The organism is Plantimonas leprariae (assembly GCF_008802405.1).
Lineage (GTDB): Bacteria > Pseudomonadota > Alphaproteobacteria > Rhizobiales > Rhizobiaceae > Plantimonas > Plantimonas leprariae.
This window is the reverse complement of sequence record NZ_VZDO01000003.1, coordinates 79745-93008: the sequence shown is the minus strand read 5'-3', so window position 1 is coordinate 93008 and position 13264 is coordinate 79745. Positions and strand designations below refer to the sequence as shown.

Genomic DNA, 13264 nt, shown 5'->3' with positions numbered 1-13264 from the left:
CGTCGGCCGGATTTCCGGTGGCTTATTCGGCCGCTTCGCGCACGCCCGACCCGAGCCGCTCGCTGATGAGCTGGCGCATCTTGATGAGGTCGGCGTTGAACTGGCGGATGCCCTCGGCAAGCTTCTCCGTCGCCATCGCGTCCTCGTTCATCGCCCAGCGGAAGCTCTTCTCATCGTAGCGGACGCGCTCCGGCTTGGCGCCACCGCTGGATTCGGGCGAGAGCTTGCGCTCCAGCTTGCCCTGGTCCTTGTCGAGCTCGTCGAGCAGCGCCGGCGAGATGGTCAGGCGGTCGCAACCGGCCAGTTCCTCGATCTCGCCGGTGTTGCGGAAGGAAGCGCCCATCACCACGGTTTCGATGCCGTGCGCCTTATAGGTGCGGTAGATGTCCTGCACCGACAGGACGCCCGGGTCCTCGGTGGCCGTGAACGTCTTGCCGCTCGCCTTCGCGTGCCAGTCGAGGATGCGGCCGACGAAGGGCGAGATCAGGAACGCGCCCGCATCCGCCGCGGCCATCGCCTGCGCCTTGTTGAAAATCAGCGTCATGTTGCAGTCGATGCCGGCCTTCTGCAGCTGCTCCGCCGCGCGGATGCCTTCCCATGTGGAGCCGAGCTTGACGAGGATGCGATCCTTCGAGACGCCGCGCGCCTCGTATTCCTCGATGATCTCGTGCGCCTTCTTCACCGAGCCTTCGGTATCGAAGGAGAGGTCCGCGTCGACCTCGGTGGAGACGCGGCCCTTGACCAGCTTGGTCAGTTCGGTGCCGACCGAGATGGCGAGGCGGTCGCCGATCTTCACGACGCGCTGCGTCTCGTCGAGGTTCTGCGAGCGGCCCCAGTCCAGCGCCTCGTCGAACTTCTCGGCGAAGAGCGGCAGGCCGACCGCCTTCAGGACGAGCGAGGGGTTGGTGGTGCAGTCCACCGGCTTCAGGCGCTTCACGGCTTCGATGTCGCCGGAATCGGCGACGACGAGCGTCATCTCGCGCAATTGCTCGAGCTTGCTGGGCATGGTGATTCTCCCCGTGCTTACGATCCGGAACTCCGCTTACATATAGGCGGTTCCGGCCGCAAAGCCGAGAGCGGGCGGCAGCTTTCGCAGCGACCTTACGAGCTTGTGGACGCGCGGTCCGACGCTGCTTCGGGCCCGAGCTGGTGCTTCAAGCTGTCGACCACCTGCCGGACCTCGCTCGCCGCCTGCTGCGACCCGCCGATCGACAGGGCCTTCGCCGCGTCGCCGACGAGTTCGGCGAGATCCTCGGAACCGCCGTGGAATTCCGGCTCGAGCATCATGGCCCGCAGCCGGCTTTGGTTCGATGACATGCCGGCATCCTAGCCGATCCCGACCGGCACGCCACCCCTCATCCCGGCCGACGGCGGCGAACCGCTGCGGCGATTGCGCCCATCAGGCGGCGGCAAGCGGCTCCGTCGCGCGGATCAGCCAGTCCCGGTCCGCGGCTTCGAGATCGCCTTCGAGGCGCTCGCGCACGCTGGCGTGGTACTCGTCCACGAAACGGCGCTCCTCCGTGGTCAGCAGCGCGACGTCGATCAGCCGCCGGTCGTAGGGCACGAAGGTCAGTGTCTCGAAACCGAGCGTCCGGCGCTCCGCCCCCGCCGGCTGCGGGTCGAGCTCCACCACCGCGAGAAGGTTCTCGATGCGGATGCCGAACGCGCCTTCCTTGTAGTAGCCGGGCTCGTTCGACACGATCATGCCGGGCTGGAGCGGCGTCTCGGTGCCGCGTTTCGACAGGCTCTGCGGCCCCTCGTGCACCGAGAGATAGGCGCCGACGCCGTGCCCGGTGCCGTGGTCGTAGTCGACGCCGGATGCCCAGAGGAACTGCCGGGCGAGCGTGTCGATCTGCGCGCCGGTGACGCCTTGCGGGAAGCGGGCCCGGCTGACCGCGATATGGCCCTTCAGGACTTGCGTATACCGCCGCCGCATCTCGTCGCTGGGCGTGCCCGTCGCGAGCGTGCGGGTGATGTCGGTCGTGCCGTCGAGATACTGCGCGCCGGAATCGACGAGATAGATCGCGTCGGACCCGAGCCGGGCGGCGGATGCCTCGTCGGCATGGTAGTGCGCCTGCGCGGCGTTGCCGGCGAAGGCCGAGATCGTCGCGAAGCTCGGGCCGCGGTGGCGGTTGCCGCCCGCCCGGAACGTTTCCAGCTTCTCGGCCGCCGTCCATTCGGTGAGCGTCGACGGGTCCTCGCCGTCGAACCAGTTGAGGAAACGCACCACCGCCTTCGCGTCGCGCCGGTGCGCCTCGCGCGCGCCGGAAAGCTCGGCCTCCGACTTCACCGCCTTCATCAGCGAGATCGGGTCGGGACCGACATCGGCCGTCGCCCCCGCCGCCTCCAGCGCCTGGATGATCGCGACGCCGGCCGTCGCGCGGTCGACCCGCACCCGCCGGTCCTTCAGCCCGTCGAGCGCGTGCGCGAACTCGGCCGGCTCCCGGATGTCGATGCCGCCGTCCGCCGTCGCGATCGCGCTCCGCACTTGCGGAGAAAGCTTCTCCGGCGCCATGAATAAGGTGCCGGTGCCGTCCGCCATCAGGATGGCGGTGCCGAAGGCGATCGGCAGCATCGCGACGTCCTCGCCCCTGATGTTGAAGGCCCAGGCGAGGTTGTCGGGGGCCGAGACCACCAGCGCGTCGAGGTGCTTCTCGGTGAGCTCCGCCGCGATCCGGCCGCGTTTCGCCGCCGCCGATTCGCCCGCGAACTCCTCCGGCCAGAGCTCGACCGCGCCTTGCGGTTCGGCCGGCCGGTCCCGCCAGACGCGGTCGACGAGGTTGCCCTCGGTCGGCACCAGCCGCAGCCCCTGGCTCCCGAGCGCCGCTTCCATCTGCCGGATCTGCCCCGGCGTGTGGAGCCGCGGGTCGTAGCCGATCCGCTCGCCGCGCGCGAGGTTTGCCGCCGCCCAGCCCTCGATCGGCTCGTCGATGAGATGCCGGTATTCCCAGAAGCTTAGCAGCGCCTGCCGCCGCACCTGGATCGTGTAGCGTCCGTCGACGAACAGCGCCGCCCGCTCCCGGCCCACCGCGGCCATGCCCGCCGAGCCGGTGAAGCCGGACACGAAGCGCAGCCGCTCGGACGAGGGCGCGACGTATTCGCCCTGCACCTCGTCGGCGCGCGGCACGATCAGGGCCGCTAGATCCTCGCGCCGCATCTCGCTGCGCAGCGTCTCGAGGCGTTGCGCCTGCTCGCTCTCGTTCATCGCCGCCGTCCCTTTCCCCGCTCGAACTTCGATGCCACATAGGCGCAAATCACCGCGGAGGCACGCATGTTCATCGCCATGAACCGCTTCAAGGTCGTCAAGGATGGAGCGGAGGAGTTCGAGGAACTCTGGCGCACGCGCACCACGAACCTGCGCGGCCTGCCCGGCTTCGTCGAGTTCCACATGCTGAAAGGTCCCGAGCGCGACGACCACCGGCTCTACTCCTCCCATACGGTCTGGGAGTCGAAGGCGCATTTCGAGGACTGGACGCTCTCGGAAGCTTTCCGCGCCAGCCACGCCAAGGCCGGCGGCACCCGCCCTCTCTATCTCGGCCACCCAGAATTCGAGGGCTTCGAGGTCATCCAGACTGTCTCGAACGAAAGCTGAGCCGGCTTACTTCCAAGCTGTCGGCTCGATCGGCACGAGGTTCGCCGCGAACTGCCGCGTGCAGCTCTCCCACGAGAAGCCTTCCGCGAAGCGCCGGCAGGCGGCGCGGTCGAGCCGCAGCGCGTTGAGCGCAGCCGACGCCAGATCCTCCGACAGGACGCCGACGCCCGAGCCGTCGCCGAGGATGTCCAGCGGCCCCGGCACCGGCAGCGCCGCCACCGGCGTGCCGCAGGCCAGCGCCTCCAGCACCACGAGGCCGAAGGTCTCGAACCTGGACGGCAGCACGAACACGTCGGCGGCCGCGAAATGCCGCGCCAGCTCGTCGCCGTGGCGATAGCCGAGAAAGCGTACCGCCGGCCACTTCCCGCGATATTCGCCGAGCTGCGGCCCGTCGCCGACGACCAGCTTCGTGCCCGGCAGGTCGAGCCCGAAGAAGGCTTCGAGGTTCTTCTCCCGCGCGACGCGCCCGACATAGAGGAAGATCGGCCGGGGCAGCCCGAGGAAATCCGGATCGAAGTCGGGCCGGTCGCGCCACGGCCGGAACGCCGCCGTATCCACCGCCCGGCCCCAGCGGCGGATGCGGCGGAACCCGTAGCCGCCGAGTTGCCGCTCCAGCGAATCCGTCTGCACCATGAACGCGGCGCCCGCGTCGTGGAACCAGCGCTGCATCCGGTAGAGGTGCCGGCGGTCGATGCCGAGCCGCGCCTCGAAATAATCGCCGAACCGCGTGTGGAACGAGGTCGTGAACGGCACGCCGCGCCTGACGCACCACGCCCGCGCCGCCAGTCCGATCGGCCCTTCCACCGGCACGTGGATCGCGTCCGGCCGGAACCGCTCGATCATCCGCCCGATGCGCCAGGGGAGGGCGAGCCGCACTTCCGGGTAGCTCGGGGCCGGCATACCCAAGCGGAAGCGGTCCGGGCCGATCACCTCCACCGCGTGCCCCATCGCCCGGAGCAGGTCGACCGTGGTCTCGAACACGCGCACCACGCCGTTCACCTGCGGCTGCCAGGCATCGGTCGCGATCAGGATGCGCATGGGCAAAATCGTATCCCGTCCATTGGGAGCGGAGGTTTCATGTCCTCCATTACGATGTTAGTTGAGAAAAAGCTGTCGCGCCGCGGCGGTCGGGGGGAGATGCTGTCAAGAGTCATGAGAGTCATTGTCCTCGGCGGCGACGGGTTCTGCGGCTGGCCGACCTCGCTCCACCTGTCCGCGAACGGTCATCGGGTCACGATCGTCGACAACCTCGTGCGCCGACGCACCGACGCCGAGCTCGGCGCGTCCAGCCTCACGCCGATCCGCTCGATCGAGGAGCGGCTGCAGGCCTGGCGCGAGACCCGCAACTCGCCGATCGACTTCGCCGAGATCGACGTCGCCCACGATTACGACGCGCTGGAGGAGCTGTTCCGCGAGGTGCGGCCGGACGCGATCGTCCATTTCGCCGAGCAGCGCGCCGCGCCCTATTCGATGAAGTCGCCGCGCCACAAGCGCTATACGGTCGACAACAACGTCAACGCGACGAACGCCGTGCTCTGCGCGATGGTGGAGGCCGCGCCCGACGCCCACCTCGTTCATCTCGGCACGATGGGCGTCTACGGCTACGGCAAGACCAAGGGCATGCAGATCCCGGAAGGCTACATCGACGCGACCTTGCGTTCCGGCGGCGTCTCGGCCGACGTCGAGATCCTCTACCCGGCCGATCCCGGCTCGATCTACCACATGACGAAGACGCTGGATCAGCTCCTGTTCTTCTACTACGCCAAGAACGACGGGCTCCGGATCACCGACCTTCACCAGGGCATCGTCTGGGGCACGGCGACGCCGGAAACCCTCCTCGACGAGCGCCTCGTCAACCGCTTCGACTACGACGGCGACTACGGCACCGTCCTCAACCGTTTCCTGATGCAGGCGGCGATCGGCCATCCGCTGACCGTCCACGGCTCGGGCGGCCAGACCCGCGCCTTCATCCATATCCGCGATACCGTCCAGTGCATCGAGAAGGCCGCTTCCACCCCGCCGAAGCGCGGCGAGCGGGTGCGGATCATCAACCAGATGACCGAGACGCACCGCGTGCGCGACCTCGCATCCATGATCTCCGGCATGACCGGGGTGCCGGTCGAGCACCAGCACAATCCGCGGAAGGAGGCGGCCGAGAACGATCTCGTGGTCGCCAACGACACGCTGATCAAGCTCGGTCTCCAGCCGACGCGGCTGTCGGACGGGTTGATGACGGAGGTCGTGGAGGTGGCGCGCCGCTACGCCTCGCGCTGCGATCCGGCGAAGATCGTCTCGCAGAGCCGCTGGGTGCGCGCCGAGGCGGCCGAATAGACCGCCCCCGCCACACGTAATTGGCACGGGCCGGGCGCAGCGCTAATCGTATAGCCATGACCGAATCGCTGCGACGTCCCGCCCTCGCCTTTCTCGCCGTCCTCGGCGGCCTCCTCTGGTTCGGTCCGGGCGCTTCCGCGCAGCAGCTCGCGGGCTGCACGCGCGACGTGGCGGAGAACCCGCGCCGCTTCGTCTTCCGCTGCCCGGGCGGCCTCACCGTCGAGGCCGAGCCGGGCTCCGGCGCAGCCGTCGCCAGCGCCGCGCCGGACGGCACGCCCCGCGCCGTTTCCGTTCGAGCCAAGGCGGTGCTCGTCGACCTCGAACCCCGCCAGGGCCGGCGCTTCGAGATCCGCGCGCCGCAGGCGATCGCCTCCGTGCGCGGCACGGTCTACGCGGTCGACGTGTCGCGCGGCCAGTCCTCCGTCTTCGTGGTCGAGGGCCGGGTGCGCGTCGCCGGCCGGGCGGGGCAGGGGGCGGTGACGCTTTCCCCCGGCGAAGGCGTCGACGTCCGCGCCGGCGCGCCGCTCACCGTCCGGCGCTGGCCGCAGCCGCGCGCCAGCGCGCTGCTCGCCCGGTTCGGCAGGTGACCACCAGCCGCTGGCGGCCGGCGCGCCTTTCGCTCCGGCTGGCCCTGCCGCTGATCCTCCTCGGCCTCGCCTTCGCCGGCGCGCTGGGCCGTGCGCATCTCGCCGGCGAGGGCAGCGTGCTCGACCGGGTGGAGGCGACGCTCGCCGACATCCGCCTTCTCGCCGCAGGCCCGCGGCCGGCGCCGCGGAACATCGCGATCGTCGCGATCGACGACCGGACGGTCGCGGCGGAAGGCGGCTATCCGCTGCCGCGCGCCCGGCTCGCCGATCTCGTGTCGCGCATCGGCGCCATGCGGCCGAAGGCTCTGGCGCTCGACATCCTTCTCGCCGATCCCGGCGACCCCGCGGCGGATGCGGCCCTCGCCGCGGCCTTCGCTCGCTTGCCACACGTCCTCGCCGCGGCCGGCACCTTCGACCGGCGCCCCGACCAGCCGCGCCCCGACATCCCCGCGACGGCGGGCGAACTCTGGCCGGCCGCGCCCTTCTTCGATCCGGATGCCGTCGGCCTCGTCAACGTCGCGACCGACCCGTCCGGCGCTCCGCGCTTCTTTCCGCTCGTCTTCGAGACCTCGCGCGGCTTCGTGCCGAGCTTCGTGCTCCGGGCGGCGAGCCTTCTGCGCGGCACGGATCCGGTTCTGTCGCCGGAGGGGCTCCGTTTCGGCCCGGAGATCGTCCCGCTCGACCTCGGCCGGCATCTTCCCGTCCGCTCGCTCGGCCCCGGCGGCACGGTGGAAACGATCAGCGCGCGCGACGTTCTGGCCGGCGCGGTCGCGCCGGACCGCCTCGCCGGCCGCCTCGTGCTCGTCGGCGTCACCGCGACCGCGATCGGCGACACCTTCGGCACGGCCTTCGATGCGGTCGTGCCCGGCGTCGAGGTGCTGGCCGGCGGCGTCGCCTCGCTCGCCCGCGGCGAGGGGCTCCGCCGCGACGCCACGGTCCGCCGTCTCGACGCCGCCGCGACGCTCGTCGCCGCCGGCGTCGGCGCGGCGCTCGTCGCGTTCGCGCCGCTCCTCCTCGCCGTGTCCCTGTCGGCGACCGTTCTCGCGCTCTGGCTCGGCGCGGCGGTCGTCCTCTACGGCGAGGGCGTCTGGATCTCGATGACGCTGCCGCTCGCCGGCGTCCTGCCGCCGCTCCTCGTCGTCTTCGCGGCGCGCCAGCTCGCGCAGCGGCGGAGCGTCGCCGCCCTCGCGCGGATGGAAAGCGAGTTCCGCCGCTTCCAGCCGCCGGCCTTCGCGGCGCGCCTCGCCAGCGACCCGAACTTCCTCCGCGCCCCGGCCGAGCGGGACGCCGGCATCCTCTTCGTCGATCTCGCCGGCTTCACCCGCCTGTCCGAGACGCTCGGCTCGGCGCGCATCCACGACTTCCTCCGCCGCTACCATTCGCTGATCGAGGGCACGGGCGAGGCCCACGGCGGCGCGGTGATGAACTTCATGGGCGACGGCGCGATGGTGCTGTTCGGCGTGCCGGACCCGACCGGCGACGACGCGGCGCGCACGCTCGCCGCCACCTTCGCGCTGCGCGCGGCGGTGGAAGACTGGATCGCCGAAACGGGTCTCGGCCGCGGCTTCCTCGGCGTCCGGCTCGGCGCGCATTTCGGCCGGATCACCCTGTCGCGGCTCGGAGCCGAGGCGCACCAGCAGATCACCAGCAGCGGCGACAACGTCAACGTCGCGGCGCGCCTGATGGAGGTCGCCAAGCAGCAGCGCGCCGTGGTCGTCGCCTCGCGCGATCTCCTGGACGCCGCCGGCCCGGCGGCCGAGGGACGCGTGCCGCCCCCGACCGGCGCGTTCGACGCCGCGATCCGCGGCCGGGAAGGCACGAAGGGCGTCGCCTTCTGGCGCTAGCCGCGCCGCCGGCCCTGTTTCCGATCGGAGGCGTCCCTACATGTCGGCCGCCGCGCCCGCGGCTTCGACCCATCGCGAGACCACCCCTTCTTGCCGGACGCCGTTCCCGATCCCGCCGCGCCGCTGGATGCGAAGCTCCCGCCCGTGATCGGGCCCATCCTGTTCGCGCGCGGCAGCGGCGAGGAGGCATGCCGGCTCGCCGCGCTGGCCGTCGTCCCGTCCTGGAACCGGCCGCCGCCGCTCGTCGCGGAGGGCGGCGAGGTCGCGCCCGCCCGCCTCGCCGAGCTCTTCGGCTGGACCGCCTGGGGCTACGACTTCGCGCTGCCGGCGCGGCCGGATGCATCCTACGAGTTCGCCGGCCGCTGCTTTCCCGTCCGCACCGACCTTTCCGGCGACGTCGCGCTCGCCTTCGTCTCCTGCAACGGCCAGGAGACCGGCGACGAGGCGCGCCAGGCGGAGAGCCGCAACCTGATGTGGCGGCGGCTCCAGGGCGAGCACGAGCGGCGGCCCTTCGCGCTCCTCCTCCACGGCGGCGACCAGCTCTATGCCGACGAGGCGCTGGACAGCCATCCCGAAGTGGCGCGCTGGGCGAAGCTGCCGCCGCGCCGGCGGCCCGGCATCCGCTGGACGCCTGAGATGGAGGAGGCCGTCCGGCGCTGGTTCGCCGCCCGCTACCTGACGCTCCTCGCCGAGCCGGCGATGGCGGCGCTGCTGTCGCAGGTACCCTCCCTGATGATGTGGGACGACCACGACATCATGGACGGCTGGGGCAGCCACCCGAGCGGCGTTCAGGAAAGCCCGGTCGGGGAGGGGATCTTCCGCATCGCCCGCGAGATGTTCGCGCTGTTCCAGCAGGGCGTCGCGCCGGACGCCGTGCCGCCGCTGGCCCCCGATCCCGCCGGCGTGTCGCTGACGCTGGGCGCCGCCTTTCCGGGCTTTCGCGTCGTTGCGCCGGACCTTCGCTCCGAGCGGACGCAGACCCGCGTCATGGGGCCGAACGGCTGGCAGAGCTTCGAGCGGCTGCTGCGGACGGTGCGCGAGGGCGAGCGGGTCCTCGTCGTCTCCTCCGTCCCGGCGCTCGGGCCGCGCCTGTCGCTGCTGGAGCGCATCCTCGACCGCCTGCTGGGCACGCAACGGCACGAGGACGACCTCCGCGACCAGTGGCAGAGCTTCGCGCACCGGCTCGAATGGCAGCGCTTCCTTTCCTGCCTCGCGAAGCTGGCGACGGCGCGCGGCGCAGCGGTCACGGCGCTTTCCGGCGAGATCCATCTCGCGGCGCGCGGCACCATGCCGCTCGGCCCCGGCGGCGTCCTGCACCAGCTCGTCGCCTCCGGCATCTCGCACCCCGCGCCCTCGCGCTTCTACGCCCGCGCGCTCGGCGGCCTCGCCCGCCTCGGCCACCGGCCGCTGAAAGACATGCCGATCCGCATGCATCCGCTGCCCGGCCGGCGCGGCCTCTACGCGGCCGAGCGCAACTACCTCGTTCTCACGCGCGAAGCCGGGCGCTGGACCGCCGAATGGGAGCTGGAAGCCGGCGGCCGCACCCCGCCGCTGACGATCTGACGGCCTGCCCAAAAAATCCGCCCCGACGCTCGATTGTGACAGCCGGACCTGTCATCGAACCGTCATGGGAGTGGAAATCGAGCGCAAGTTCCTAGTCGCGGGCGACCGCTGGCGAAGCGGCGACCATCCCTCGCAAGGCTTCCGCCAGTTCTATCTGGCGCGGGCCGACGGCTTCTCGGCGCGGGTGCGCATCGTCGACGAGGCGCAAGCCTTCCTGACGCTGAAGACCGGGCGCGGTCGCTCGCGCGGCGAGTTCGAGTACCCGATCCCGCTCCGCGACGCCCACGATCTCGAAGCCGCCCGCACCGGCGAGCTGATCGCGAAGCGCCGCCACCGCATCGCCCACGGTCGCCACGTCATCGAGGTCGACGTCTTCGAGGACGCTCTCCATCCGCTCGTCGTCGCCGAGATCGAGCTGGAAACGGAGGAGGACGATGTCGCGTTGCCGGACTGGTTCGGCCGCGAGGTGACGGACGACCCGGCCTTTTCCAACGCAGCGCTCGCCGCCGACGGCCTGCCCGAGGAGTTTCGATCTTGAGTTTCCGCATCGATCCCACGAAACCCCTCGCCGAGGAGGTCCGCCGCATCGCCGCCGACCAGATCGGCAAGGCCGTCGCCGAGCTGGAAACTCCGGCGATCGACCGGCACGAGGCGATCCACGACGTCCGGAAACGCGCCAAGAAGCTGCGCGCGCTGCTCCGCCTCGTGCGCTCGGGCGACGAATCCCTCTACAAGGCGGAGAACGCGCGCCTGCGCGATCTCGCCCGCCGCCTGTCCGGCACTAGAGATCGCACCGCGCTGATCGAGGCGGCGGACGGCCTCGCCGCGGCGGTCGGCGGCGAGGGCGCGCCGCTGCGTCCGCTTCGCGAGGCGCTGGCGAAGCGCCGCGACGCGGCGCTCGCCGCCGAGGGCGACCAGGACGCGCTCGTCGCCGAGACGGTGGCGGAGCTGCAGCGCGCGGCCGAGGCGATCGACAAGCTCTCCTTCGCCGGCTCGGACGCGAAGATCGTCGCCCGCGGCGTCGCCCTCAACCACGCGAGAGCCCGCCGCGCCCTGAAGCGGGCGCGAGGCTCCGGCGATCCGGCGCGCTTCCACGAGCTCCGCAAGCGCGCGAAATACCAGATGCACCACCTCCGCCTCCTCCGCGACCTCTGGCCGGAAGCGCTGAAGCCCGTCCACGACGCGGCGGAGGCGGTCGCGGAAGACCTCGGCCGCGACCACGACTACGCGGTGCTGACCGCCGAGATGGAAGCCGACCCCGACGCTTTCGGCTCGCACGATGAGCGCGACACCGCGCTCGGCCTCGTCGCGGAGCATTCGGCGGATCTGCGCGCGAAATCGCTGCCCGTCTGCGCCCGGCTCTACGCCGAGCCGCCGCGGCTCGCCCGCGAGCGCGTCCGCGCCCTCTGGCGCGCCGCCGCAAGCCCTTCCGTTTGAGGTGGAATTCTATAAGAGCGGGGCCATGACGACCCCGCTCTCGCATATCCGCAACTTCTCGATCGTGGCCCATATCGACCACGGCAAGTCGACCCTCGCCGACCGCCTCATCCAGATGACGGGCGGGCTGGAGGCGCGCGACATGAAGGAGCAGGTGCTCGACTCGATGGATATCGAGCGCGAGCGCGGCATCACCATCAAGGCGCAGACCGTGCGGCTGCGCTACCGCGCCCGCAACGGCGAGGATTACGTCCTCAACCTCATCGACACGCCCGGCCATGTCGACTTCGCCTACGAGGTCTCGCGCTCGCTTTCGGCCTGCGAGGGCGCGCTGCTCGTCGTCGACGCCGCGCAGGGGGTCGAGGCGCAGACCCTCGCCAACGTCTATCTGGCGATCGACAACGACCTCGACATCGTCCCCGTCCTCAACAAGATCGACCTCCCCGCCGCCGAGCCGGACCGCGTCAAGGAGCAGATCGAGGAGGTGATCGGCATCGACGCCTCGAATGCGGTGATGATCTCGGCGAAGGCCGGCATCGGCATCGACGAGGTGCTCGAAGCCATCGTCACCCGCCTGCCGGCCCCCGCGAACGGCGACCGTAAGGCGCCCTTGAAGGCCATGCTCGTCGATTCGTGGTACGACGCCTATCTCGGCGTCGTCGTCCTCGTCCGCGTCATCGACGGCGAACTCAAGAAAGGCCAGACCATCCGCATGATGGGGACGGACGCGAAGTACCCGGTGGACCGGGTCGGCGTCTTCACCCCGAAGATGGTGAACCAGGATTCGCTCGGCCCCGGCGAGCTCGGCTTCATCACCGCCTCGATCAAGGAGGTGGCCGACACCCGCGTCGGCGACACGATCACCGAGGACCGCCGCCCGACGAGCGACATGCTGCCGGGCTTCAAGCCGGCGCAGCCCGTCGTCTTCTGCGGCCTGTTCCCGGTCGACGCCGCCGATTTCGACGATCTTCGCGCCGCGATGGGCAAGCTCCGCCTCAACGACGCGTCGTTCTCCTTCGAGATGGAGAGTTCCGCCGCGCTCGGCTTCGGCTTCCGCTGCGGCTTCCTCGGCCTCCTGCACCTCGAGATCATCCAGGAGCGCTTGTCCCGCGAGTTCGACCTCGACCTCATCGCGACGGCCCCTTCCGTCGTCTACAAAATCCACCTCACCGACGGCGAGGTGATGGAGCTGCACAACCCGGCCGACATGCCGGACGTGGTGCGGATCGATCATATCGAGGAGCCGTGGATCAAGGCGACGATCCTCACCCCCGACGACTATCTCGGCAACATCCTGCAGCTCTGCCAGGAGCGGCGCGGCGTCCAGACCGACCTCTCCTATGTCGGCAAACGCGCGATGGTCGCCTACGAGCTGCCGCTGAACGAGGTGGTGTTCGACTTCTACGACCGCTTGAAGTCGATCTCGAAGGGCTACGCCTCCTTCGACTACCAGCTCACCGACTACCGCGAGGGCGACCTCGTGAAGATGGGTATCCTCGTCAACGCCGAGCCGGTCGACGCCCTGTCGATGCTCGTCCACCGCACGCAGGCCGAGCGGCGCGGCCGCACCATGTGCGAGAAGCTGAAGGAGCTGATCCCGCAGCACCTCTTCAAGATTCCGATCCAGGCGGCGATCGGCGGCAAGGTCATCGCCCGCGAGACCATCTCGGCGCTGCGCAAGGACGTCACCGCCAAATGCTACGGCGGCGACGCCACGAGAAAGCGCAAGCTCCTCGACAAGCAGAAGGAAGGCAAGAAGCGCATGCGCCAGTTCGGCAAGGTGGAGATCCCACAGGAGGCGTTCATCGCGGCGCTGAAGATGGAGTAGCACCGCCGCACCACGCTCTCCAACTCCCCCTTTATCGTAGCGACTCTTAGAACTCGTGAGGCTGATTGGCGGGCTTCGGCCG

The 13264-nt window shown here is 70.5% G+C and carries 12 protein-coding genes; 8 read left to right on the top strand and 4 right to left on the bottom strand.

The window, feature by feature from the left end; translation table 11 throughout:
- Positions 1 to 22 precede the first annotated feature (22 nt).
- The 3 genes from tal to F6X38_RS05060 form a co-directional block, all read right to left on the bottom strand.
- Entirely contained in the window at positions 23 to 1006 is a 984-nt protein-coding gene (tal, locus tag F6X38_RS05070) for a transaldolase (protein ID WP_150968463.1), read from the bottom strand.
- Between the two features lie 95 nt (positions 1007 to 1101).
- Positions 1102 to 1317 carry a hypothetical protein gene (locus tag F6X38_RS05065; RefSeq protein WP_150968462.1) on the bottom strand — a complete coding sequence of 72 codons (216 nt, stop codon included), beginning with the start codon at positions 1315 to 1317 and terminating at the stop codon, positions 1102 to 1104.
- An 82-nt stretch (positions 1318 to 1399) separates the two neighbouring features.
- Positions 1400 to 3205 (bottom strand): aminopeptidase P family protein, encoded by a 1806-nt coding sequence (locus F6X38_RS05060; protein WP_150968461.1) that lies wholly within the window; start codon positions 3203 to 3205, stop codon positions 1400 to 1402.
- Positions 3206 to 3271: 66 nt separating this feature from the next.
- Here F6X38_RS05060 and hmuQ point away from each other — a divergent pair, with 66 nt between their 5' ends.
- On the top strand, positions 3272 to 3592 hold the full coding sequence (hmuQ, locus tag F6X38_RS05055; protein ID WP_150968460.1) for a heme-degrading protein HmuQ: 321 nt from the start codon (positions 3272 to 3274) through the stop codon (positions 3590 to 3592).
- Between the two features lie 6 nt (positions 3593 to 3598).
- Here the strand turns inward: hmuQ and F6X38_RS05050 are convergent, their stop codons facing one another.
- Positions 3599 to 4630, bottom strand: a complete 1032-nt coding sequence (locus F6X38_RS05050; protein WP_150968459.1) for a glycosyltransferase family 4 protein — start codon at positions 4628 to 4630, stop codon at positions 3599 to 3601.
- Positions 4631 to 4744: 114 nt separating this feature from the next.
- Here F6X38_RS05050 and F6X38_RS05045 point away from each other — a divergent pair, with 114 nt between their 5' ends.
- The 7 genes from F6X38_RS05045 to lepA all read left to right on the top strand — a co-directional run bounded on the left by F6X38_RS05045 (position 4745) and on the right by lepA (position 13182).
- Positions 4745 to 5923 (top strand): NAD-dependent epimerase/dehydratase family protein, encoded by a 1179-nt coding sequence (locus tag F6X38_RS05045; protein WP_150968458.1) that lies wholly within the window; start codon positions 4745 to 4747, stop codon positions 5921 to 5923.
- 56 nt (positions 5924 to 5979) lie between these two features.
- The gene (locus F6X38_RS05040; RefSeq protein ID WP_150968457.1) at positions 5980 to 6510 is read left to right on the top strand and encodes a FecR domain-containing protein; all 531 of its coding nucleotides are present in this window, start codon (positions 5980 to 5982) and stop codon (positions 6508 to 6510) included.
- Complete coding sequence (locus F6X38_RS05035; RefSeq protein ID WP_150968456.1) at positions 6507 to 8354, top strand: CHASE2 domain-containing protein; 1848 nt, start codon at positions 6507 to 6509, stop codon at positions 8352 to 8354. The genes F6X38_RS05040 and F6X38_RS05035 overlap by 4 nt, the downstream gene beginning before the upstream one ends.
- Positions 8355 to 8444: 90 nt before the next feature.
- Positions 8445 to 9917: an alkaline phosphatase D family protein gene (locus F6X38_RS05030; RefSeq protein WP_246191207.1), complete on the top strand. Its 1473-nt coding sequence runs from the start codon at positions 8445 to 8447 to the stop codon at positions 9915 to 9917.
- Positions 9918 to 9981: 64 nt separating this feature from the next.
- Positions 9982 to 10455, top strand: a complete 474-nt coding sequence (locus tag F6X38_RS05025; protein ID WP_150968455.1) for a CYTH domain-containing protein — start codon at positions 9982 to 9984, stop codon at positions 10453 to 10455.
- Positions 10452 to 11354, top strand: a complete 903-nt coding sequence (locus F6X38_RS05020; RefSeq protein ID WP_150968454.1) for a CHAD domain-containing protein — start codon at positions 10452 to 10454, stop codon at positions 11352 to 11354. Before F6X38_RS05025 ends, F6X38_RS05020 begins: the two co-directional genes overlap by 4 nt.
- A gap of 25 nt (positions 11355 to 11379) precedes the next feature.
- Positions 11380 to 13182, top strand: a complete 1803-nt coding sequence (lepA, locus tag F6X38_RS05015; protein ID WP_150968453.1) for a translation elongation factor 4 — start codon at positions 11380 to 11382, stop codon at positions 13180 to 13182.
- Positions 13183 to 13264 lie beyond the last annotated feature (82 nt).

Coding starts and splice junctions, on each gene's coding strand:
- tal (WP_150968463.1), bottom strand. CDS start 1,006: ATGCCCAGCAAGCTCGAGCAATTGCGCGAGATGACGCTCGTCGTCGCC.
- F6X38_RS05065 (WP_150968462.1), bottom strand. CDS start 1,317: ATGTCATCGAACCAAAGCCGGCTGCGGGCCATGATGCTCGAGCCGGAA.
- F6X38_RS05060 (WP_150968461.1), bottom strand. CDS start 3,205: ATGAACGAGAGCGAGCAGGCGCAACGCCTCGAGACGCTGCGCAGCGAG.
- hmuQ (WP_150968460.1), top strand. CDS start 3,272: ATGTTCATCGCCATGAACCGCTTCAAGGTCGTCAAGGATGGAGCGGAG.
- F6X38_RS05050 (WP_150968459.1), bottom strand. CDS start 4,630: ATGCGCATCCTGATCGCGACCGATGCCTGGCAGCCGCAGGTGAACGGC.
- F6X38_RS05045 (WP_150968458.1), top strand. CDS start 4,745: ATGAGAGTCATTGTCCTCGGCGGCGACGGGTTCTGCGGCTGGCCGACC.
- F6X38_RS05040 (WP_150968457.1), top strand. CDS start 5,980: ATGACCGAATCGCTGCGACGTCCCGCCCTCGCCTTTCTCGCCGTCCTC.
- F6X38_RS05025 (WP_150968455.1), top strand. CDS start 9,982: ATGGGAGTGGAAATCGAGCGCAAGTTCCTAGTCGCGGGCGACCGCTGG.
- lepA (WP_150968453.1), top strand. CDS start 11,380: ATGACGACCCCGCTCTCGCATATCCGCAACTTCTCGATCGTGGCCCAT.